The 23,415-nt window shown below is 34.9% G+C and carries 21 protein-coding genes; 12 read left to right on the forward strand and 9 right to left on the reverse strand.

Translation table 11 applies throughout. The annotated features are described in order from the left end of the window. Positions 1-3 precede the first annotated feature (3 nt). Together BKM63_RS02140 and BKM63_RS02145 are read left to right on the forward strand one after the other, a co-directional pair. Positions 4-1,467 (forward strand): glycoside hydrolase family 30 protein, encoded by a 1,464-nt coding sequence (locus tag BKM63_RS02140; RefSeq protein WP_071635016.1) that lies wholly within the window; start codon positions 4-6, stop codon positions 1,465-1,467. A gap of 15 nt (positions 1,468-1,482) precedes the next feature. Next, positions 1,483-2,136, forward strand: coding sequence for a delta endotoxin C-terminal domain-containing protein (locus tag BKM63_RS02145; protein WP_071635017.1), 654 nt, complete (start codon positions 1,483-1,485; stop codon positions 2,134-2,136). Between the two features lie 136 nt (positions 2,137-2,272). On the opposite strand, the gene BKM63_RS02150 is transcribed toward BKM63_RS02145, so the two are convergent. Then, the gene (locus BKM63_RS02150; protein WP_071635018.1) at positions 2,273-3,253 is read right to left on the reverse strand and encodes an aldo/keto reductase; all 981 of its coding nucleotides are present in this window, start codon (positions 3,251-3,253) and stop codon (positions 2,273-2,275) included. A gap of 177 nt (positions 3,254-3,430) precedes the next feature. On the opposite strand from BKM63_RS02150, the gene BKM63_RS02155 reads away from it, so the two are divergent. From BKM63_RS02155 to BKM63_RS02165, 3 genes are all read left to right on the forward strand, one after another. After that, positions 3,431-4,327, forward strand: coding sequence for a helix-turn-helix domain-containing protein (locus BKM63_RS02155; protein WP_071635019.1), 897 nt, complete (start codon positions 3,431-3,433; stop codon positions 4,325-4,327). Next, positions 4,328-5,908, forward strand: a complete 1,581-nt coding sequence (locus BKM63_RS02160) for a Na+/H+ antiporter (protein WP_071635020.1) — start codon at positions 4,328-4,330, stop codon at positions 5,906-5,908. 207 nt (positions 5,909-6,115) lie between these two features. Further along, positions 6,116-7,582 (forward strand): glycoside hydrolase family 130 protein, encoded by a 1,467-nt coding sequence (locus tag BKM63_RS02165; protein ID WP_071635021.1) that lies wholly within the window; start codon positions 6,116-6,118, stop codon positions 7,580-7,582. Positions 7,583-7,592: 10 nt separating this feature from the next. Here the strand turns inward: BKM63_RS02165 and BKM63_RS02170 are convergent, their stop codons facing one another. Then, a complete protein-coding gene (locus BKM63_RS02170; RefSeq protein WP_071635022.1) occupies positions 7,593-8,369 on the reverse strand; it encodes a response regulator transcription factor in 777 nt (258 codons plus the stop codon). Positions 8,370-8,469: 100 nt separating this feature from the next. Between BKM63_RS02170 and BKM63_RS02175 the strand changes: the two genes are divergently transcribed. Further along, positions 8,470-9,222, forward strand: a complete 753-nt coding sequence (locus BKM63_RS02175; RefSeq protein WP_071635023.1) for a DUF1349 domain-containing protein — start codon at positions 8,470-8,472, stop codon at positions 9,220-9,222. A gap of 157 nt (positions 9,223-9,379) precedes the next feature. On the opposite strand, the gene BKM63_RS02180 is transcribed toward BKM63_RS02175, so the two are convergent. Then, the gene (locus tag BKM63_RS02180; protein ID WP_071635024.1) at positions 9,380-10,153 is read right to left on the reverse strand and encodes a TIGR03915 family putative DNA repair protein; all 774 of its coding nucleotides are present in this window, start codon (positions 10,151-10,153) and stop codon (positions 9,380-9,382) included. A 5-nt stretch (positions 10,154-10,158) separates the two neighbouring features. Further along, complete coding sequence (locus tag BKM63_RS02185; protein WP_071635025.1) at positions 10,159-11,418, reverse strand: putative DNA modification/repair radical SAM protein; 1,260 nt, start codon at positions 11,416-11,418, stop codon at positions 10,159-10,161. 341 nt (positions 11,419-11,759) lie between these two features. Here BKM63_RS02185 and BKM63_RS02190 point away from each other — a divergent pair, with 341 nt between their 5' ends. From BKM63_RS02190 to BKM63_RS02215, 6 genes are all read left to right on the forward strand, one after another. Beyond that, positions 11,760-12,002 (forward strand): hypothetical protein, encoded by a 243-nt coding sequence (locus BKM63_RS02190; protein WP_071635026.1) that lies wholly within the window; start codon positions 11,760-11,762, stop codon positions 12,000-12,002. 65 nt (positions 12,003-12,067) lie between these two features. After that, positions 12,068-12,280 carry a hypothetical protein gene (locus BKM63_RS02195; RefSeq protein WP_071635027.1) on the forward strand — a complete coding sequence of 71 codons (213 nt, stop codon included), beginning with the start codon at positions 12,068-12,070 and terminating at the stop codon, positions 12,278-12,280. 164 nt (positions 12,281-12,444) lie between these two features. Beyond that, positions 12,445-13,008 carry a DUF6642 family protein gene (locus tag BKM63_RS02200; RefSeq protein ID WP_071635028.1) on the forward strand — a complete coding sequence of 188 codons (564 nt, stop codon included), beginning with the start codon at positions 12,445-12,447 and terminating at the stop codon, positions 13,006-13,008. 2 nt (positions 13,009-13,010) lie between these two features. Continuing rightward, positions 13,011-13,931: an AraC family transcriptional regulator gene (locus BKM63_RS02205; RefSeq protein WP_071635029.1), complete on the forward strand. Its 921-nt coding sequence runs from the start codon at positions 13,011-13,013 to the stop codon at positions 13,929-13,931. 71 nt (positions 13,932-14,002) lie between these two features. Beyond that, positions 14,003-14,203 (forward strand): hypothetical protein, encoded by a 201-nt coding sequence (locus BKM63_RS02210; protein WP_071635030.1) that lies wholly within the window; start codon positions 14,003-14,005, stop codon positions 14,201-14,203. Positions 14,204-14,240: 37 nt separating this feature from the next. Continuing rightward, positions 14,241-14,813, forward strand: a complete 573-nt coding sequence (locus BKM63_RS02215; protein ID WP_071635031.1) for a pentapeptide repeat-containing protein — start codon at positions 14,241-14,243, stop codon at positions 14,811-14,813. Positions 14,814-14,929: 116 nt separating this feature from the next. Here BKM63_RS02215 and BKM63_RS23790 read toward each other — a convergent pair whose 3' ends face one another. The 5 genes from BKM63_RS23790 to BKM63_RS02235 form a co-directional block, all read right to left on the reverse strand. Then, positions 14,930-15,832 (reverse strand): DUF5123 domain-containing protein, encoded by a 903-nt coding sequence (locus BKM63_RS23790; RefSeq protein ID WP_242661081.1) that lies wholly within the window; start codon positions 15,830-15,832, stop codon positions 14,930-14,932. 351 nt (positions 15,833-16,183) lie between these two features. After that, positions 16,184-16,456, reverse strand: coding sequence for a hypothetical protein (locus BKM63_RS23795; RefSeq protein WP_242661082.1), 273 nt, complete (start codon positions 16,454-16,456; stop codon positions 16,184-16,186). A 61-nt stretch (positions 16,457-16,517) separates the two neighbouring features. Continuing rightward, positions 16,518-18,311 (reverse strand): RagB/SusD family nutrient uptake outer membrane protein, encoded by a 1,794-nt coding sequence (locus tag BKM63_RS02225; protein WP_071635032.1) that lies wholly within the window; start codon positions 18,309-18,311, stop codon positions 16,518-16,520. Positions 18,312-18,327: 16 nt separating this feature from the next. Then, positions 18,328-21,561 (reverse strand): SusC/RagA family TonB-linked outer membrane protein, encoded by a 3,234-nt coding sequence (locus BKM63_RS02230; RefSeq protein ID WP_071635033.1) that lies wholly within the window; start codon positions 21,559-21,561, stop codon positions 18,328-18,330. A 620-nt stretch (positions 21,562-22,181) separates the two neighbouring features. Beyond that, positions 22,182-23,348 (reverse strand): MFS transporter, encoded by a 1,167-nt coding sequence (locus BKM63_RS02235; RefSeq protein WP_071635034.1) that lies wholly within the window; start codon positions 23,346-23,348, stop codon positions 22,182-22,184. Positions 23,349-23,415: the final 67 nt, after the last annotated feature.

Raw genomic sequence — 23,415 nt, forward strand, 5'->3', positions numbered from 1 at the left:
CCTATGAATACAAACCAAATCAAAACATGCCTGACCATCATGTTGTCCGGATTTTTGGCAGCAAATGTAATGGCGCAGAAACAAGTTCCTAAAACTGCAGCTTACAAAAGTGTAACGGTTTTTGTAACCGCAAAAAACACCGACAATAAATTAACAAAAACCGAAACATTATCTTTTTTTGATAAACCGCAGCCTCTGGAAAAAGAAATTTCTGTTTTTGTTGATCCTTCTAAAACCTATCAAACCATGCTGGGAATTGGCGGCGCAATTACCGATGCTTCCGCAGAAGTTTTTTACCAGCTTCCTAAAGACAAGCAACAGGAAATCCTGACCGCTTATTATGATAAGGAAAAAGGTATTGGTTACACATTAGCGCGTACCAATATGCAAAGCTGTGATTTCTCAAGCGATATTTACAGTTATATTACTGAAGGCGATAAAGACTTAAAAACTTTTGATGTTGCTCATGATAGAAAATTCAGAATTCCGTTAATTAAAGAAGCTATTGCAAAAGCGGGAGGAAAACTAACTTTATATGCTTCGCCATGGAGTCCGCCGGCATGGATGAAAACCAACAATAATGTATTACAAGGCGGTGCTTTAAAACCGGAATACCACCAAAGCTGGGCGAACTTTTTCGTAAAATTTATTAATGAATACGAAAAAGAAGGAATTCCTATTTGGGGTTATACCGTTCAGAATGAACCTATGGCGGTACAAAAATGGGAATCTTGTATTTTTACTGCCGAAGAAGAACGTGATTTTATAAAAAACTTCCTTGGACCAACCATGCAGAAAGCCGGATTATCTAAAAAGAAATTAATCATGTGGGATCATAACCGCGATTTGATGTACCAGCGTGTAAGTACGGTTCTGGAAGATAAAGATGCGGCAAAATATGTTTGGGGAGTGGGCTATCACTGGTACGAAGACTGGCATAAAAACGGAATGAACTTTGAAGCAGAACGCCGCGTGGCAGAAGCTTTTCCAGATAAACCGCTGATTCTGACTGAAGGCTGTGCCGCCGATTTTGACCAAAAATTATTAACGGACTGGAGTTATGGTGAAAAATACGGGATGTCGATGATTAACGATTTTAATATTGGAACCGTGGCCTGGACAGACTGGAATATTTTATTGGATGAAAAAGGCGGACCAAATCATGTGCAAAATTTCTGTATGTCTCCTATTCATGCTGATCTTAAAACCGGAAAATTAATTTATACTAACGGATATTATTATTTAGGGCACTTTTCTAAATTTATTAAACCAGGCGCTAAACGTGTGGCTTGCAACTCAAGCAGCAATAAACTTTTGTCGACTGCTTTTGTAAATCAAAACAATAATCTGGAAGTTGTGGTTATGAATCAATCTGATAATGATGTAGAATATTTTCTTTGGATAAAAGGAAAAGCTTCGAAAATTACAAGCCTTGCGCATTCAATTGCTACTTTAGAAATACGTTAATTCAAAATTAATAGAATGAAAAAAGTACTAACCCTTCTAAATCTTTTTGTTTTGATGAATGGTATTTTGACGTTTGCACAAACATCGGCTGCAAAGCCAAAACCATTTAAAGTGCAGCAAATTCCAGGCAGGTTAGAATGTGAATTCTATGATCTGGGAGGCGAAGGAACAGCATATCACGATACTGATGAAATAAATAACGGAAGCGGTAAACTGAATCCGGTAAACGGAAATCCTTTAAATGAATTTAGGATAAAAGAAGGTGTAGATATATCCTATACCAAAACAGATAGTATTGATGATACGCCTTACACCAAAGTACCCATCAAAATGAATCAGCTTTATGTAGGTTGGACACAACCATTAGAATGGATTAATTATACCATTGAGGTCAAGAAATCCGGTATTTATAAAATTGGCGTTTTGTATACGGCAAACGGCGATGGAGCAATTTCTATTTCGCTAAACGGAAAAGATACAACCGGAAATATGAAGATAATTTCGACACACGACGACAATGATCCTGTTGCATGGAGGCAATGGCACCATTGGAACAGTTCAGACAATATTGGAACTATTAAATTAGAAAAAGGAATACAAGTACTCACATTGCATATTGTAGAAAATGGCAATATGAATTTAGATTATCTGACCTTTACGCCCAATTAAATGATTAGTTAACTTGATTTGTCCGTACAATTCTAACCAGATTGTGCGGTCATTTTTTTTCAAAAAATAATTGATGCCTCTTTTAATTAAAAAGTGCTGAACTTTTCAATTCAGCACTTTTTGTATTTTATAAAATTTATTTCCCCACCGTTTGTTGAAGCTGCGCAGGATATCGATCTCCTTGTATTGTGGTTTGAGCAAATGCGTCGTCAATTTTTTTAACATCCTCAGCAGATAAATGAATTGATGCTCCGCCAATATTCTCTGTTAATCGGTTTGATTTTGTTGTGCCCGGAATTGGTGCTATCCACGGTTTTTGTGCCAAAAGCCAGCCTAATGCAATTTGTGCAGGAGAAGCCTGTTTTTGAGAAGCGATTGCAGCCAGTAAATCAACTAATTTTTGATTTGCTTTTCTGTTTTCTTCACTAAAACGAGGCAGATTATTTCTAAAATCTGTCGGCTCAAAATTGGTGCTTTCAGTAATTGCTCCGGTTAAAAATCCTCGTCCTAAAGGGCTAAACGGTACAAAGCCAATTCCTAATTCTTCCAGCACTGGCAAAATTTCTAACTCAGGTTCTCTCCACCAAATCGAATATTCACTTTGCAAAGCTGATACAGGCTGAACTTCATGTGCTTTTCTAATAGACGAAACTCCAGCTTCCGAAAGCCCAAAATATTTTACTTTTCCCTCTTGTATAAGATCTTTAACTGTTCCTGCAACATCTTCTATCGGCACATTTTGATCAACTCTGTGCTGATAAAATAAATCAATAACATCTGTTTTTAGTCGTCTCAAAGATTCTTCCGCAACTGCTCGGATATTTTCCGGACGGCTGTCCTGCCCGTTAAATGCTTGTCCGCCTTTAAAGCCAAATTTAGTTGCAATAATAACTTCTTTTCTAAACGGACTCAAAGCTTCTCCTACCAATTCTTCATTGGCAATACCATAAGCTTCGGCTGTGTCAAAAAAGGTAATTCCCTGTTCGTATGCTTCTCTGATTATTTTTATCCCGTGTTGTTTATCTACCGCTGTACCGTAAGCAAAACTTAATCCCATACAGCCCAGTCCTAATGCAGAAACCTCCAATCCTTGTGTTCCTAATATTCTCTTTTCCATAATTTTATTTATATAAAAGTTTATTCTTATTTTTAATAGTACAAATTTCCTTTAATAAAACCAGCTTTATATAATACATATTACAGCTATTATTACCATTTTTACTGATTTGAATTATTACGCTAAGTTATTAAGAATCTGAATAGTATATTTGTCTGAATAATTTACAAATAGATCATGGAACACATTATAAAACTCGAAAAAGTAACACAGTACAATCAGTTAAAAGGTGTTGAAACACAGCATCCTTTAATAAGTGTTTTTGATAATTCTAATAGTAATGCATTACCTAATCATACCCGCATACACTTTAGTTTTTATGCTATATTTTTAAAAGCAGGAAATTGCGGCGAATTAAAATACGGCCGCAATACGTATGATTATGATGACGGAACAATGGTTTTTGTAGCGCCGGGACAAGTACTTGAAGTCAGCAATACAGACAATTATAAATCTACAGGCTTAACATTACTTTTTCATCCTGATTTGATAAAAGGAACTGCACTTGCTAAAAATATAAACCAATATTCGTTCTTTTCTTATGATTGGCACGAAGCGCTTCATTTATCTTTAAAAGAACAGCAAATTATAAAAGATTTATTTAGTAAATTAGAATATGAATTAAGTCAATCGATTGATAAGCACAGCAAAAGTATTATAAGCAATACTATAGAACTGCTTTTAAATCATTGTGTTCGTTTTTATGACAGGCAATTTATTACGCGTGATGTTATCAATACTGATATTTTGTCAAAATTTGAGAATTTGTTAAATGACTATTTCCAGTCTGAAAATGCACAAGACACAGGTTTGCCATCTGTTGGATATTTTGCGGCCCTTTTGCATTTTTCTCCTAATTATTTTGGAGATTTAATTAAAAAAGAAACTGGTAAAACTGCGCAGGAACATATTCAGCTAAAATTAATAAATCTGGCAAAAGAACGAATTTTTGATACAGAGAAATCTATAAGCCAGATTGCTTTTGAATTAGGATTTAAATATCCGCAGCATTTTAATCGAATGTTTAAAAAGAATACCGGTTACACACCTATTGAATATAGAAACCTAAACTAAATGCTGGACAATTTTCCTTTTTATCTGGGTCTGTTAATTATTATTTTACTGCTCATTATGCTGGCCAATAAAATTAAAGTAGCCTATCCTGTACTTCTGGTACTGGCCGGATTGGTTATTAGTTTTATTCCCGGTGTTCCTACTATAAATATTGAGCCTGAACTCATCTTTTTTATTTTCCTGCCTCCTTTGTTATATGAGGCCGCATGGACCGTTTCATGGAAAGAAATGTGGCGCTGGAGACGCATTATTACGAGCTTTGCCTTCGTTGTTGTTTTTGTCTCGGCACTTTCAGTCGCTTTAGTAGCCAATTATCTTATTCCCGGCTTTTCATTGGCATTAGGTTTTGTTTTAGGCGGCATCGTATCGCCTCCGGATGCCGTAAGTGCCGGTGCAATTTTGAAATTTGTTAAAGTACCCAAAACCATTTCGTCAATATTAGAAGGCGAAAGTTTACTAAATGATGCCTCTTCCCTAATTATTTTCAGATTTGCAATGATTGCTGTGGCGACAGAGCAATTTATATTTTACAAAGCAGCAATGAGTTTTAGCTGGATGATTTTTGGCGGTGTTGCAATTGGTTTATTAATAGGATGGCTGTTTATGAAAGCCCATAAATATCTGCCTACCGATGCGAATGCCGATATCGTTTTGTCATTACTAACTCCCTACATAATTTATCTGGCGGCCGAAGAAGCTCATAGTTCCGGAGTATTGGCGGTTGTAAGCTGCGGATTGCTTTTATCCAATAACAGGCATCGTTTTCTAAGCAGTAAATCTCGTTTGCAAGGCATAAATGTCTGGGAAAGTTTTTGTTTTATATTGAACGGATTAGTCTTTATGTTAATCGGATTAGATTTACCTCAAATTACCAAAGGGCTTGAAGAAGCAAGTATAAGTCTTCCTACCGCAATTGGATATGGTGTAGTTATTACGATTGTTTTAATTATAAGCCGAATATTATCTTCTTACGGAGCTGTTATTGTAACCCTGATTGCGCGAAATTTTATTACGGTGGCAGACAGAAGACATCCGGGTTATAAAACACCATTTATTCTGGGCTGGACCGGAATGCGTGGTGTGGTTTCACTGGCTGCTGCATTGTCTATACCTGTTTATTTGAACAATGGTAATGGCTTTCCGCAGCGTAATCTTATATTGTTTATCACTTTTATCGTTATTCTTTTGACTTTATTAATTCAGGGATTAACGCTTCCGTATTTTATCAGAAAAATTAAACTGACTGACATATATGATCCTCTGCCCCGTGATGAAGCGAATCATCTTTTACGACAAGAACTGGCTGAATTTGCTTTACATTATTTAAAAACGAATTATGACGATCAGGTAAAAGACAATACTTCATTACAACATCTCATTCAAAAATGGGAACAGCATAGTAAAGGAATCGATGATGAATCAATAGAACAACATCATAAGCATATTTATCTTGACTTATTAAACCAGCAGAGAAAATGGCTGATAAATAAAAACAAAGCAGATCAGACTTTAGATGAGTCTATCATACGCAGGCAAATGCATTATCTGGATATTGAAGAAGAAAAACTAAGATATCTTTAGAAGTATTCTGGTATAAGATGATTAATTAAGGCGGAGAAAAAACAAATTTCTTAAAAGATTTTAATAAAAAATTAAGCTTTTTCTTTAACAAAATCAGTAACTTGTTATTGAAATAGAGGTTAAAAAAGTAAAAATCTTGTTTCAAACAAGCACACTTCCCATTTTATAAAGCAAATAACAGCACAATAATTTTCAAAAACAAAAACTATGCGAGTATCAGTCATCCGAAAAAATATAAAATTCACCCCAGATTCCAGAAGAGTTGTTGCGCGATATTTTATGAATGGAGAGGAACGAACCCAGCAAATGGTGTTACGTATTATGATGCTGGATGAAAAGCAGGTTTTAGAAACTTTAGAACAAACACTTCGTGAGTTTGCAAGGCGTCATCGAAATATTTCGGCTGTATTTTTTAGACATTGCGAAAGAATCAGACCTATTATAGAAGCCATGCAGATTGATTATGAAGCGATGTCACTGAACAGAAAAATGCTTATTGGTTCGTATTGCACAATGGAATATGCTATAGAATCGGCTGCGATTTTCAATCCTTCAATCGTTGAAGATTTTGACCAGTCTGGTCTGGAAGCCGGAGAAAAACGTGTTATTATTTCTTTTCGTGCAACAGGTGAAGGCCATATTTCGTCTATTGTTTTTAGGAGAGGAATTTTGGACCGAGATAATAATCTGCAAATAATGAAAATTGGTCATCATATTGATAAGGCCGAAATCGAACACAAAACCTTATTCAATAAAGAGCGTTTTCTAACCAAGCTGATCGAGATGCATACGCAGGACAAGTACATTGCCCAGATTATGCAGGATCTGCCGGAGGAATTTGAATTTGCGATTTTAAAAAACATATTAAACACAGCTTTAAGCGATCCCTCTATTCGTCAGGAAAGAAAAATGGCACTGGAGGAAATATTATGGTTAGCGAATTCTTTTTACGATTTGCAATTCAAACACGATTCAGATATTACAGAACGTGTTATATTTCCAATATCTGAGTCTGAAAGCCGTGGTATCGAGGATGCACGTTTTGTTCGCTTTGTTGATGACGACAATTCTGTACGTGTCATGGCAACTTACACCGCATACAATGGTCATGCTATACTGCCAAAATTAATTTCTACCGAAGATTTTTATTCTTTCAGAGTAATGCCCTTACACGGCGAAGGCGCTCAAAATAAAAACCTGGCTTTATTTCCAAGAAAGATAAAGGGCAAATATGCTATGCTGGCCAGAATCGACGGGGTTAACAACTACATTATGTATTCTGACCGTGCTACGCAGTGGAATACTCCAACTCTTTTACAAGAGCCGAGATATACATGGGAATTCACACAAATAGGAAACTGCGGTTCCCCTCTTTGGACAGAAGAAGGCTGGCTCGTAATTACACACGGTGTGGGTACGATGAGACGTTACTGCATTGGTGCCTCTTTGTTTGATCTCGATGATCCGTCTAAGGAAATCGGAAGACTTCAGGAACCTTTACTCTCTCCATTAGAAGACGAACGAGAAGGTTATGTCCCGAATGTTGTATACTCTTGCGGGGCGATTATTCACAACAACAGCCTTATTTTACCTTATGCGGTTTCTGATTATTCGTCAACTTACGGTGTTGTTGATATGGTGGAATTGCTGGATGCTTTGAAGAAAAGTAAGTAGAAATCAAAGATTAGTATTTAATCAATCCCAAAACAAAAGCCGTTCGTAACGCCTCAGTTGTATTGGATACTTGCATCTTCTGAATAATATTCTGTCTGTGGCGGCGAACTGTATAAACCGAAATATGCAGCAATTTCGCAATTTGATTGCTGCTGTTTCCTTTTGCTACAAGCTTTAGAATTTCTAACTCTCTTTTAGAAAGAAGGTTTTCTCCGAGTGGTTTGTATTTTTCAGAAGTGATTGTTTCGCCTGTCTGTATATTGACAATTCTACCGTCAATTCCAGTTCTGGCATGTACATCACCTGATGGTGAATACAAGCACAACGCCAGCCAAATGCTTCCGTTCGCTGCTTTTTTTAGATACATAGTTCGATGATTTATGTAATTTGGATTTTCAGAATCTGAAGTTCGCAAACGGCTGAAAGTACTATATTTTCGATATTCCTCATCTGGTATTTTTTTAAGATACTGCAGATATTGAAGTTCTAAAGCATGACGTTCGGTTACGTCATCAGAATTTATTTTATTGAAAATACAATCTTCAAAAGCAGAATCGATAAACAGACTTTCTGAAGGAAGTCCAAAAAGGGCACCAAAATTTCCTGCATAAATATAACTGCAATCTGCCTGAAAATCAGAAAGCACTGCTACACATTGCTCTATCGCAACATAAGAGGCAACAGAGTTTTTATAATCTTCTATATCTAATTTTTCTCCATCCAGAAATGTTTGCTGTAATAAAATTGAAGTTAACTGGTCTTTGATGGAAACTTTTGATAAAGCCATTTTTATAAATTGGTTAATTTTACGTATTGCCGTTTTTGGAAAGCGGGAGTAAATTTGAAAAACCTAAATTATCATTTTTATACTTCTAACAAAACATTTTATGAAAACTAAATTTATTACCTGCCTTGCTTTTTTCGGAATTATGATACTTTCAAGCTGTAACGACAACTCAAAACAAAAACAAAGCGCAGAAAAAACCAACGCAAAATCTTCAGATTCTGCTTTTGTCCGCGGCAGTTCCTGCGATATAAAACTCGATAAAATTCAGTTTACCAAATCTATAAACGGTGCCGATACCCTTGCCAAAGTCGACGAGAAAAAGAATATCCAATTTCATGTAGGCGAGAAAAAAGATTACTTTTCAGATCCAAACAACAAACTTTCAAACAACACCGCTCCTATTCTTTTATCCAAAATAGACAATACAAAACCTTTTACCCTAACCGCAAAAGTGAGCCCTGAGTTTACAGAAACGGGTTTATACAATGCCGGAGTTTTGTATTTGTATGTACATGATAATTTTTATCAAAAATTCTGTTTTGAACAAGACGAACGCGGCAATCACAGAATCGTAACGGTTCGTACAATAGGAACTTCAGACGATAACAATCATGATATTGTACAGGGAAAAACGGTTTACATGAAAATTTCATCCGATACACAGACAGTTGCAAGTTATTATTCACTTGATAACAAAACCTGGCAGATGGTTCGTTTGTACAAAAACAATTATCCCGCAGAACTTTGGGGCGGTATAAGCGCACAATGTCCGGTTGATAAAGGAACAACAAGCTATTTTGAAGCCATAAGCCTTGAGCAGAAAAGTGTAAAAGATTTTCGTTTGGGAATTTAATTTTTTCTTCGTTTGAAGAGTTGCTTAAAATGCACAAAGATTTTTTACAAAGATTTAAAAAAACAGAATGATTATTAGTTCTTACCGGAAATCACTCTAAATTCAGAGAATCTTTGTAAAAACCTTTGTGTAGCTTTTCGGAATAAAACAACTCATTTTATTTTAGATTAGGAATCTTCTCGGTTAAATTCTTCCAATATCGTTTTGGCATGTGCTGTAAATGAAGCTTGGTGTTTTTTCTTGATTCAATATTAACACTGCTGAAATAACGTCTCCACAGATTCTGAAAAAACTCTTCATTTTCATCGCATATTTCAGCTAAAAATTTAGACGAACCAGATTGAGCATTAAACTGAATTTCGACCGTTGATGTATTTTCAAGGTCATAATAAATACCATATTTCCGTTTAGCATCATAAATTAACCAGCGCTGATCGGCATAACGGTTCTTAAAATGATTTTCAATCAAAGGCAGCACATCACAATCGGGTTCGACAATGGCATAATACAAATTGTCTTTTGTTAATTTAAACCGAACAAAAGCGTTCATTCGGTGGCTTTCCTTTCCTGTTAAATGTGCCGCTTTTCTAACCCCTAAAACATCGGCATTAGCCAAATCTTCTTCAATGTTTTTTGAACTTGAGAATACATATTTCACAAACCGAAACAAGATTTCTTCAATCTTATCAATATCAGACAAAAACGCTTTGTAAACATTTGCAAATCCATCCGCAGAAAGTCTTTCTTTCAGTCCGTTTAAAACACGTTTTGCTTTTGCAGTATCGGTTATCACTAAATAGGAATCTGAAAAAAGTAAAGCGCCTGAAGTTTCGTTTTTGGCAAAAACAATATCTTCGAGTTTCAATTCATAAATCTCAAATACAGCTGTCAGCCAGCCTTCAAAAGTACTGTCGTAAATTAGTTGTGTCATTTGATTTAAAATAAAGCTAACTGATTGGAGAAATCATTTTTGTATTTGCTCTTCTGTGTATTTAAAATATGCTCTTTTATCTGAATAGAAGTTAAATCTCTCTGTAATTGAAAAGGTGAGGCAAAGGCTAAAAAATATTTTGACCGGCTGTAGGCAATCCCCAGTTTTTGTAAATCCTGCGGTTCTAGTTTTTTAAATTTTCTTGCTGCAACAATTTTTTTGGCGCTTGACACTCCTATTCCAGGGATTCTAAGAATTAGTTCTAAGTCGGCAGTATTAATATCAACAGGAAATTGGCTGAGGTTCCGCAGCGCCCAGCCTAGTTTTGGATCAATGTCAAGATCAAGATTTGGCTGATCAAAACCTACAATTTCATTAACATTAAATCCGTAAAACCGAATTAACCAATCGGCCTGATACAAACGGTTTTCGCGAATCATAGGTACAGGAGTTCCAATTGCCGGAAGCCTGTTGTCGTAGCTTATAGGCACATACCCGGAATAATAAACCCGTTTCATCTTCATTTGATCGTAAAAATAATTGGCCATTCCCAAGATTTCGAGATCATTTTCTTTTGTTGCACCAATCACCATCTGAGTGCTTTGACCTGCCGGAGCAAAAAGCGGCGCTTTATAGTTTAGTTTTTTTTCTTCTTTGTGGCCTGCAATTTCGTTCTTCAGATATTCCATTGGTTTAATGACATCAATATGATTTTTATCCGGAGCCAAAAGTTTAAGGCTTTGTTCGGTTGGCATTTCAACATTTACACTTAAACGATCTGCATAAAGTCCGGCTTCTTTCAATAATTCATCACTTGCACCCGGAATTGCTTTTAGATGTATATAACCATTAAAGTTTTCTTCTAACCGCAGTTTCTTTACAATTCTCACCAAGCGCTCCATGGTATAATCGGGATTATCAAAAATACCCGAACTCAAAAACAAACCTTCGATATAATTTCTTCGGTAAAAACCAATCGTTAAGTCCACAACTTCCTGCACTGTAAAGGCGGCACGTTTTACATCGTTGCTTTTTCTGCTTACACAATAAGCGCAATCGAAAATACAATGATTGGTCAATAAAATTTTAAGCAGCGAAACACAGCGTCCATCTTCAGTATAAGCATGGCATATTCCATATCCAGAAGCATCTCCCAGACCTTTATCCTTATTTTTCCTGCTGCTGTTACTAGACGAACACGATACATCATACTTTGCGGCATCGGCTAAAATTGCCAGCTTTTCCATCACTCTTTCCTGTACCATCCTAATCTTGTTTATTTGTTTTTGGAATAAAAATTCATCACCTCAAAATTAGGTATTCGGCATCCATTTGTTTTGAAAATCACTGTTCTAAATTGTACCAATTTTGAAACCAAAACCAACAATAACAAAATTTTTCTTAATAAATAGACCCTTATAAATAAAGCACTTACAGCCAAAAAACAGGTATAAATACGTAATGCTGAATTATGGAATCTTTATAAATTGCACTAGCAGTTAAGGAAAAAATTTTCAGCCCCCTCCTAATTTTTTCAACTCTCTTTTTTTTGCGAAATGAGACTAACTGATATTGGCGAATATTATAAAACCAAAAAGCTAAAGTGATGAATTTTGTAAAAGGACAAGATGTATCCTACACGACATTAAGTGGGAGATCTTATAGGGCTGTGATAGTAGAAAGAAAAATAGATTTCAAAAAAGGGCTTATTAAAAAATCTGCCATGAAAGAAATGACATATCATTATTTGATTGAAGTTCAAAAAAATGATCTTAAAGAAAAAATTCTTTGTACAGCAAATCAGCTTAAGGTTTTAGAAAAAAAAGTACGTGCAAAAAAAGCAGCTTAGTAATCGTTCACTATAAAAATAGTCGAATGATTTTGCATTATATTTGTGTTTAAATCACAAAAACTATGATTAAATTAAACTACAAAATTCAATTTGCTTTATTAGTTATCTGCCTCTTCTTTATTGGGTTGGGCATTTATGAAACGGCAGATGAAGGACTAAAAAGTGGTAAAGAACTTTTTTGGCAGATTTCTGCTTTTGTTCCTTTTATATTTAGTGCGATTATTTTTGGCAGTAATTTATATTCAAGCCAAATGAAGAAATCAAGAGCTAAATAAAGAATATCCATTTGACACAAAAGACATTTTAATGCCTTTCTTACTTCCATTTGTCAAAAACACGTTAAAATCTCAATCTCGCAGCGGTTTTTCCATATAAAAAAATATATTTGTCTTAAACCCATTTCTACTTTATTTTTAAATGAAATCGAAAAGACATTAGTATGGATAATGAAAAATTTATTTTCTGCCTCGAAGGCGTTCAGGACGTAGATACCGTTACGACTACTGATGTGGTTAAAAATTTAGAAGAAATTGCTTTCGATCAAGGTATTGCAAGCATCTATAAAGCCTGTGATACTATTGAAGGTTTAGAAGAAAGCCTAAATACATTACTGTATGATGATCATAATTTTAAAGATTATGAAATCATTTATCTCGTAATGCCGGGACAGGAAAACAACATCTGTCTTCACGATTATTACTACAGCCTTGAAGAAATTGCCGAACTTTTTGAGGGAAAAATGAAAGGCAAAATCATTCATTTTGCTAATAAAAAAAGACTAGACCTTAATGACGATGAAGCTCAGTATTTTCTTGACATTACAGGTGCCCGTGCTATTTCTGGTTACGGATCTTCATATAATAAAATTGCCAGCGTAAGTACAATCGATAAAGCCTTTTTTAGTTTGTATCAGGAAAACGACGACCTGACCGAAGTGGTAGAAGATTTATTTCAAAAACATTATGCTCTTTGTAAATTACTTGATTTTAGATTGTATTATTAAGTATGAAAGCAAAGACGATTGAGAAAATAAAAACCTACGGGCCATCAGGATTTCGGGAGAAGTTTCTGGGAGAAGACAATCCCATTCATTTGCTTTTCAAGTCAAATTCTGATCATTTTTTCTGTCTTGAAATTGAAGAAATGATGCAGATGCAATATCCCGTGCCGCCTTGTAAACATTCTTGTCACACTCTTATTTTTATTTCCTCAGGTCAGCATACCATGAAATTAGGATATCAGGAATACACAACTACCGATAACGAAATCATTGTGGTACCGGCTGGACAAATTTTTTCTCTTGACAATGTAAATAATATTCACAAAGGTTATATCTGCCAATTTCATCCTGATATCTTAATTAGAAAATACGGAAGCCGTGAAATGCTTAATGAATTTGATTTTATGAAAATTTCAGGGCATCCAAAAATTACTTTAGACCACAAAGATGTTCCTGACATTACAGCTATTTTGGGCCGGCTTCAAAAAGAATATTCTGAAACTTCTACCGCAAACTTAAATATCGTACAATCCTATTTGATTACGTTATTTTATGAATTAAATAAGAATTTGGTACAAAGTTCTAAAAGCATTTCGGCTGCTGAAGTTATTACCAATAAGTTCAAAGAGTTAATTCATCAAAATATAAAAACCCATCATCTGGTTCATTATTATGCTTCCTTATTAAATGTTACGCCCAACCATTTGAATAAATCCGTGAGAACTGTTACAGGAAAATCTGCAGCAAAATGGATTGATGAAACCATATTACTTGAAGCCAAATACTTACTCTTTCAAACTTCTCTTTCTGTAAGTGAAATCGCAATGCAGGTAGGTCATGAAGATCAGTCTTACTTTAGCCGTTTCTTTAAAAAACATGAAGGAATAACACCAATTCAATACCGAAAAATGATTGATAAGTCCTAATTATTGATTATTGAATCCTATTAAACAGCCGTACATTTTTCAGAAATTTGCCAGTTCAAAAAATGCAAATCATGATTTATGTTTTTAAAACTTCCGTTGACAGCCAATCAAAATTTGAATCGGCTTCTATGTTGCTCCACGAATTACTACCCAATACTTTATGGAATTTTGATCTCGAAGACTGCGACAATATCTTAAGAATTGACAGCGAACTTGACGTAACTAATTTAGTATTGAATAACGGCATTTTTGAATGCGTAGAATTAGAATAGAAAACCGCATTAACTGCAAAATCATCTTACCCAGTAAATGGAAACAAAATTATATCAAAACCGAACTTTTGACACGGTAGATTATTCAGATCAAAGTTTATCAAATACAGAATTCGTGAACTGCGAATTCATTAATTGCAACTTCTCAAAAAGCGATTTAAGTCATAATGACTTTTTAGATTCGACTTTTAAAAATTGTAATCTTTCGCTGGCTGTTTTAAAAAACACAGGCTTAAAAAACATAAAATTTATTGGCTGTAAATTGATGGGACTTGATTTTAGTGCTTGTAACAGTTTTTTATTTGCTATGAATTTTCAGGATTGTCTTTTAGATTATTCGACTTTTATTTATAAAAAACTAAAGAAAACCAACTTTATTGACTGCTCTATAAAAGATGTTGATTTCTCGAATACCGATTTATCTCTTGCGGTCTTCAAAAACTGTGATTTATCTAATACCGTTTTTGTGGAATGTATTCTGGAGAAAACCGATTTCAGATCATCGAGAAACTATGCTTTTGATCCTTCTGACAATAAAATTAAAGGAACAAAAGTTTCGCATATTGCACTTGCGGGTTTATTAGAGAAGTTTGATTTGGATATTGAATAGGTTTCAGCTTCGGTCTCGGTCGCAGTTTTATTTGTGACTTTACAATCTTTTATCCAATTGAAATAGAAAAAGGGATGCAGTCTGCATCCCTTTTTAACTAAACATGAAAAAATGAATTATTTAATCCAACGCGGGTCACCCACTTGTTTGTCAATCAACGTTTGATTTTTAATTGTAAAATCACCTGCTGCGGCATTTGTAAATTGTGGATCTAAAGTAGTATAACTTCCTGAAGCATCATATTTTACAGCAGCTGCACCAGCGGTATGCAATGCCGGTGAACTAAAATAGTTGTTATTTAAGAATGTTGGCGCTGTTGTTCCGGACTGGTTTGTATACATTGCCAGTGGTGTATCAAAAATTGTATTACGAACAGTTGATGAATTAGTAGCAAAACGCAGGTAAAGAATTCTATTTGAAGCCGTCATTGCTTTATTAGAAATTGTACAACCATCTATCACTACACTGGTTACTAAACCTGTACCTGTTAAACCAGGAGCATTATCAATTCGGATAAAATCACGAGATGTTGCACAGTTACTGAATGTACTATTTTTAAGTGTAAGAGAACCTAAATGTGCAGTTCTAAAATCTATAAAGTCTCCTTGATTCGTTAATACATTTGTTACAACTGAATTTTCGATTGTTACAGAAGTAATTTTTGTGCTTCCGGTAAGACTTTGCGAAACTAATGCTTTTGTAAAATCATGAATAGTACAACCGCTTATTAAAAGCGCTTCAAAACCTACGCTGACTTCATTGTATTTAACAGCGTCTGATAAAGTACCGTCGCCATTTAAATCCAAATCAATTAAACTTACACCAGTTGCACCGCTGTTAAGAGAAAACTTCACATGTAATTTTGGTTTATCTCCAGCACGTAAGCCTCTTATTGTAATAGGTTTTGTTAGAATTATTTCACCTTTAAATACTTTATAATCTCCAGGCATCAGCACTAATGTAGCTTTAGGATCGGCCGCTGCTATTACAGCATTTAAATCATCCGTCTCTTTAACCAAAATACCTGTTCCTATATCAATGCCGGTTTTAAAAGTTCTAAGCCCTCTTGTTTTAGTTCCGTTTAATAAAGTTGCTGTATAATCTGTTTCACCTGTTAATCCTGCTACAACTGCAACTCCCGCTGTTTTTTCTGCCGGAGTTATCGTGTGCGTAATTCCTCCAGGAGCAATCGTAATTTGTGTTACAGCACTATTTGGAGTCCATCTTAAGGTAACTTGTTTTGCCTCAATATCAATATCTTCAATTGGAGATAAAATTTGCTCTGTTAATGTTTTGGCCGTTGTTACAGACCATTTAGAATCTCCTGCGCCAGTTGCACTTACTCCTTTTACTCTGATTGAATAAACGGTTTATCCTTCTAACGGAATTGTTACCGGAAGTTCTGTAGGTGCTACTTTAACTGTTTTATAAATCGTTTTAAATTCAGTATCATCTGCACTAAATTCTACAACATAATGATCTACATCATTTTTTACTGTCCAGTTTAACTCTACATTAGTTTGATTTCTAACAATGGCCTTAAGTTCTATTGGAGAAAATGCTCTACTCGCTCCTATGTCTTCCAATACTGGTTCATTGTAGCTTTCGCAACCGGCAGCTACTAATAAAAATATTGCCAGCAACCCTTTGAATATATATTTTGCTTTCATAATTATATGACTATAATTTATTTGTTAATTGTTATTAGTTTCCAAAAACCCAGTCATTTACTAATTGACCATTACTATTATCAATAAACGTTTGCCAAATTGGCCAAAATTGTCTTTTATCCGGGTTTACTCCGGCTTTATACAATGTTGTTATTTTATTGTCTTCTAATTTATCCCAAGCTTTAGAAGTGTAACCTACCGGAGCCTGAGTTTCACCTCGGTTTAAACCATAAATATCTAATGTAATTCCATCGTCTTTATATTTGTAATACAATGTTGAAGGAACGTCTTGATATTTATTGGTACGAGCTTTCAAATCAGCCATTTTTACTTTAGCTTCATCTAATTTTGTTTTTAACAAATTCCATCTTATAAGAGAAAATTTACGCTCCATTTCTCCTGTAAACTCATATTTATTTTCTTCTACAATAGCATTCAGCATAGCATCTTTACTAGACAAAGCATCTACATAAGCATCTACTTTTACAGCCTGACTTGCCGATGGAAAAGCTCTGCGGCGGATTTCTTTTAAATAAACTGCAGCCGATCCAGGTCCTTCTAATTCGTTAGCAGCTTCGGCGGCAATTAAAAGCACTTCTGCATAGCGCATATAAATTTTATTTACACCATCATCATTTGGTGCACTGGCAATTCGGCTCATCCATTCAAAACGATATTTCCCAAAATACCAAGTCTGTAAGTCTGTAAGTTCTTGTTTTGCTTTACCGTTTACCGCCGATCCCCATTTATAAGGAACACAGGTTACATCTCTGCGGGTGTCAGCCTGATCGTAATCATAGAAAACAAATGGTAATGGTCCGTTTACTCCTCCTTTATTAGTTCCCATAGCCTGAAACTGATCTATAGCATCATGTCTAACGGCAAAGGTAAATAGCACCCTTCCTCGGGTAGCTGCAAAAGGAATTTCCCAAAGAGATTCTCCTCCAGCTGTTAAGACTTCCTGATTATATTTTCTCCATAATCCTTCAAAAGTAGGCTCTAAATGTGCGGTACCGCTTGTAATAACAGAACGACATTCATCTAATGCCAGCTTATACATAGCTGCTACTGAAAGCGCAGGATCTGTACTTCTTCTAACGCCATCAGGATATTGTTGATAACCGCTTGCCATCATAGCCAAACGAGCTCTAAATCCTTTTACAAAAGCTTTATTTACGCGTTCTGTACTATTTGTTGCTGCAGTTTCATTAGGCCATCCCACTAAAGTTGAAGCTTCACCTAAATCAGCGATTAATTGCTTGTAAATTTCGTCACGCCCTGTTTTAGGAACATAAATAGTATTGGTTGTAACAGGTTCAAAACGAGCAGGCACATCTCCCCAGTTTCTAACTAAATCAGCATAATAGATTGCTCGTAATGTTAATGCTTCTCCTAACAACTGTCCTAACTCTTTATTGGATGTCACGTTACCATAAGTACGTAAACCTCTAATACACAAATTTGCACGTTCAATACCTTCATACATCATTGCCCAGGCATTTTTTGGCGAGTTCATCTCTGTATTATCAGCTTTAGCATCATATACTACTAAATCTGATTTAGCATTATCACTAGAAGATGCTAAAAGCCATTCTGTATCGGTATTTAAACCTTGGTAAGTTAAAAGTCTTCCTCTATAAGACTGCTCCTCTCCAAATGAGACTTTTATTCCATCAACAGCTCCTTGTGCTAATTCAGCATTAGAAAAGATAATTTCATCACCTAATGTTGATTGTGCAGGAGTATCAAAGAATTCGTCACCAAAATCCTGACAAGAAGTCAACAAACTTGAGATTATCAATCCTGCTATTATTACTTTATATTTCATTTTGATAAATTTTAAATTAGAAATTAAGGTTTAAACCAAAAACCAGTTGTCTGCTGCGAGGATAAGCTGAATAATCAACTCCTGGCGTAAGAGGTGTTTTTCTTTTTGTTGACACCTCAGGATCAGGTCCAGAATAATTTGTAATTATAAAAACATTAGTTGCAGTAAAATAAAATCTCAACTTACTTACTCCTAGTTTTGATGTAAATGATTCCGGAGTGCTGTAACCTAAGGTTAATGTATTAAGCCTAAAGAAAGAACCATCTTCAACCGCCCAGTCTGTAAACATAAATTTCTGCATGTAAGGAGACCACATTGTTGTGTTGGCATTAAGCGCTTCTAATTGAGCAGGATCTGTAACCAATTGTCCTGATACAGGATCTAAGTTTGTCCATCTTATTCCATCTGCCATTTCAGAGCTTAAATTCTTATATTGTCCATTTCTGTTTGCTGTAGAAAACTCTGATTTATTAGCATTATAGATATCATTTCCAATAGTCCAGTTAAAAGCAGCAGAAAGATCAAAACCATAAGCATTTGCATTAATAACTAAACCTCCTGTGCTTTTTGGATTAGCATTACCAATAATAGTCTGGTCTGATGCTGTAACTTTATTATCAGCAGAACCATCTGTATTTTTTAGTTTCATCATACCTGGTTGTACTGTACTTCCTATAACACTGCTCGCATCGGTTACACCTGATTTTAAAATATATTTCCCTCCTACATAATCAAAGTCAGAAACTTCATAGCGGCCATCACTTTTATAACCATACATTAAACCCATTGGAGAACCAGCATTTACTGCATAATCATTACCAATATCAGTAGATGCCCAGTTTGTATTTATTCCAAAATTATCCATTACTCCAAGCGAGTTAATTTTATTTTTGTTAATACCTACATTCACAGAAAAATTCAAACCAAAATTCTTTCTTTCAAAAGCTACAAAATTCACTGTAGCCTCAAACCCTGTATTTTGAGTTTCCCCCATATTTCGATACTGAGTTTTATATCCTGTACCTCCTACCGGGAATTCTATTAGTAAATCTTTTGTTACATTTTTATATACGTCAAAAGTTCCGTTCAAACGATTTTTGAAAAATCCAAAATCAAGACCTGCATTTTGTGTTACTGTAGTTTCCCATTTCAAATTTGGATTTGCCAATACACTCGATGGAGACCAATAGCTTTCAAAACCATTTATGTACGAATTCGTGTTAGACATATAACTCTGAACTGTTTGTCCTACAGGAATATTATTATTACCTGCTTCACCATAACTTAGTCTCAATTTAAGAAGGTTCAGCCATGAAGCATTTTTCAGGAAATTTTCTTCAGAAATCTTCCATGCTGCTGCTGCTGCCGGAAAATAACCCCAGCGATTATCACCTAAAAAGCGGCTTGAACCATCTGCACGAAAAGAAGCTGTTAATAAATAACGATCTTTATAATCATAATTTAAACGTCCGAAAAATGACAATAACTTATCATCAGGGCTGTAAAAATTATCTACTGAAAATGGTGTTCCCTGAGTTGTTAATTTCTTTGCATCATTCAAATCAAAGAATCCTGGATAATTTAAAATTGTCGTTGTTACATTATTTGAAGTAGTAGTAATCATTTCCTCTCCCAAAAGAGCTGTTAAATGATGGTTTTCTCCTAAAATATTTTTAAAATCATAATTTAATGTATTAGCATTTCTAAAACGTACATCTTTACGATCGCTCATAACCATCCCCGGTTTTCCTGCGCCAATTTTAGCAGTACTTGAGAAATACGTAGAAGAACCATAGAAACGATAATCTGTATTATTATAATTATCTAAACCTAAATCACTCTGAAATTTTAGATTTTGTGCAAGCTTCCATCCAAAGCTTCCTAATAAATTATAGTTTTTTCTAAACTGCTGGCGGTTATTATCTGATATAGCCAAAAATGGATTTACTAAATAGCTATTAACTGTTTGGTCATCATTATCAGTAGTAAGACCCGGCATCGGAATTGGAGAATAACCAACGCTATGGCGTAAACGGCTGTCAAGAGATGAAACTTCATTTTGTTCATTAGCACCGCTTCCATTTATTTCTGTATCAGAATAACGTACTGTAAAACCAAGATCAATTTTATCACTTGCTTTATTTTTTAATGCCAATGATAAGTTGTTTCTTTTATAATCAGAACCCACCATAATTGCCTTTTCATCATAATAGGCATAATTAAAATTATAACTCAGCTTTTCTGTTCCGCCACGAATTCCTAAATCACGACTGTTTACTTCTCCACGACGTCCGTAAATTTGTTTTTGCCAGTCAGTTCCTTTTACGCCATTATATAAATCACGGTCCTGCCAGTTCCCAAAATACTTGGTATAAGAATTAGGATTACTCAAAATAGTTTTATCTGTCTGGTCAAGCAAAGCATATTCATACTGCCATTTTACAAAATCATCTACAGGAAGAACATCAATATCATTAGCCATTGTTTTCATTCCATAAAACATATTATAGCTAACTGAGATTTTTCCGTCTTTACCGGTTTTAGTTGTAATGATAATAACTCCGTTTGCTCCTCTTGATCCATAAATTGCAGTAGATGAAGCATCTTTTAAAACTGTAAGCGATTCAATATTAGATGCTGCGATATCACTCATGCTGTTTACCGGAAAACCATCCACTATAATTAAAGGCGAAGCATCCTGAGTTAAAGAACCACCACCACGTACTCTAATTTTAATATCAGCATCTGGAGAACCTTCAGTCGAAGTAACCTGAACCCCGGCAATTCTACCTGTTAAAGCTTCTGCAACATTAGAAACCGGAATTTTTTTCAGTTCATTTCCTGAAATCGAAGCAACTGCTCCAGTTAAATCAGATTTTTTAACCGTTCCATATCCAACAACAACTACTTCATTTAAGTTATTAGAATCTTCAGTTAAAACTGCATCGACTTTAGTTTTACCAGATGCAGACACTTCAACGGTTTTAAATCCAATAAAAGAGAAGCTTAAAGTCGCCTTCGGATTAGTGAGTTTAATCTTGTAGCGTCCGTCAAAATCTGTAGAAACCCCGTTCTTTGTTCCTTTTTCCAGTACGTTAACCCCTGGCAAAGAAAGTCCGGCTGCATCTTTAACGGTTCCTTCCAATGTTACAGTCTGAGCATGCGCTCGATTGCCCATCAGCAAGCACAATAAGAAAACAACTGCAAAGCAACGATTTGCTCCTTTGTTTAATAAATCTTTAAAATTCATGGTTGATTGTTTAAGTTACTAATTGTTTAAAGTGGTTTTTTGTGGTTTAGTTTTTTGTGCATCGATTCCATTTTATCTGTACTGTTTAAAATGGCATTTTCTTTATAAAATCTCTGATTTTACCTGACTATAATCAGAAACAGAAATGCGTCAATTAACATTTTTTTAAAGTTGTAATCGATTACACAAACATAGATATTTTTTTATATAAAAAAATTAAAATTCATAAAAATTTCATAAATAAAATTATATATCAAAAATAAAAGTGGTTTTTTATACGACAAATGTAATTTTATCGATATATAAATATTAAATATATTATTATAATTGTACGATTTGCTGCGTTTTTTCAAAAAAAACAATCGATTACACGCTTACAATTTAAGAAATTTTTAAGTGTATTTTTAACATTTAAATCCATCTGACAGTGCGTCTTTTGTAGATTTAATTCTATTTTTTAACAAGTTTTTATTCTAAAATAGTAAATGACGGAATTGTTATAAGCCGTTTCTTTTAAATTTCAATACACTCAAAACATTAAACAATTACAAAAAACAAGCACAAAAAAAACCCTTAGAGATCATCTAAGGGTTTTAAACAAATAAATTATGAGAATGTTTTTACACGCTTTGCAGTTGTAAATTATTTTTATGAATTTTAATTAATGTCAATGTGATAAGCATTCCAACCACAGACATTCCTACTCCTATAAGATTGGGAGAAGCATAACTATATCCTGCCGTTAAAGGCAGTCCTCCCAAAAATGCTCCTAAAGCATTACCAATATTAAAACTTCCCTGAAGAGCAGCCGAAGCGATCATCTCTGCTCCTTTGGCAGTACGTATCATCAGCATTTGAATTGGCGCAATAACAGAGAAAGAAATAGTTCCTGTTAAGAATGTCAAGAATAGTGACATGTATTGATTGGAAGAAAAGAAATAAACCAAAATCAAATCAATTGACATGATAAACAACAGTGCCAAGGTTGTAGGTGCCGGCGAATATTTATCGGCCAGTTTACCACCGGCAAAATTTCCAACTACCATACCTAATCCTGCAAGAATTAAAATATACGAAACATCGCCTTCAGCAAACTTCGACACATTAATTAATAAAGGAGCAATATAACTTATCCAGGCAAACAATCCGCCAAAACCAATTGCCGTAATTCCAATAATCAGCCACGCCTCTGTTCTTTTAAAAAACTCCAGCTGTTTTTTCATATTTACCGTTTCTCCTTTATCCAAGCGAGGCATCCACAGCGAAATAAGCAAAAAGGTCAACATACCTACAATAGCAATTAGTACAAAAGTATAACGCCAAATAAAATGATGCCCAATATAGGTGCCAATTGGAACTCCAATTAAATTAGCCAGTGTAAGGCCCGAAAACATAATAGCAATTGCCTGAGCTTCTTTTCCTTTATCTGCCAAACGGCTTGCTACCACAGCTCCAACTCCAAAAAAGGCTCCATGGGGCAGCCCGGATAAAAATCGCGAAGCAAATAAAAAGTTATAAGTAGGCGCAATTATAGACAAGGCATTAAAAACTGTTAACATCAAGGCTAAAATTAAAAGCATTTTTTTTGGCGGAAAATTTCTTCCAAGTATTACTAACAAAGGAGCTCCAATAACTACTCCAAGTGCGTAAGCCGAAATTAAGTATCCGGCAACCGGAATGCTTACTTTCATGTTTGAGGCAATATCAGGAAGCAGACCCATCATTACAAATTCGGTTATTCCGATAGTTAAACCTCCGAACGATAGTGCAATAAGACTTTTTTTCATTTGATTTTAATAAGAAAGGGAAAGACTTTCTACGGTGCAAATTTAACATTATCCAGCCTTAAAAAAA

The organism is Flavobacterium johnsoniae, assembly GCF_001879205.1.
GTDB lineage: Bacteria > Bacteroidota > Bacteroidia > Flavobacteriales > Flavobacteriaceae > Flavobacterium > Flavobacterium johnsoniae_A.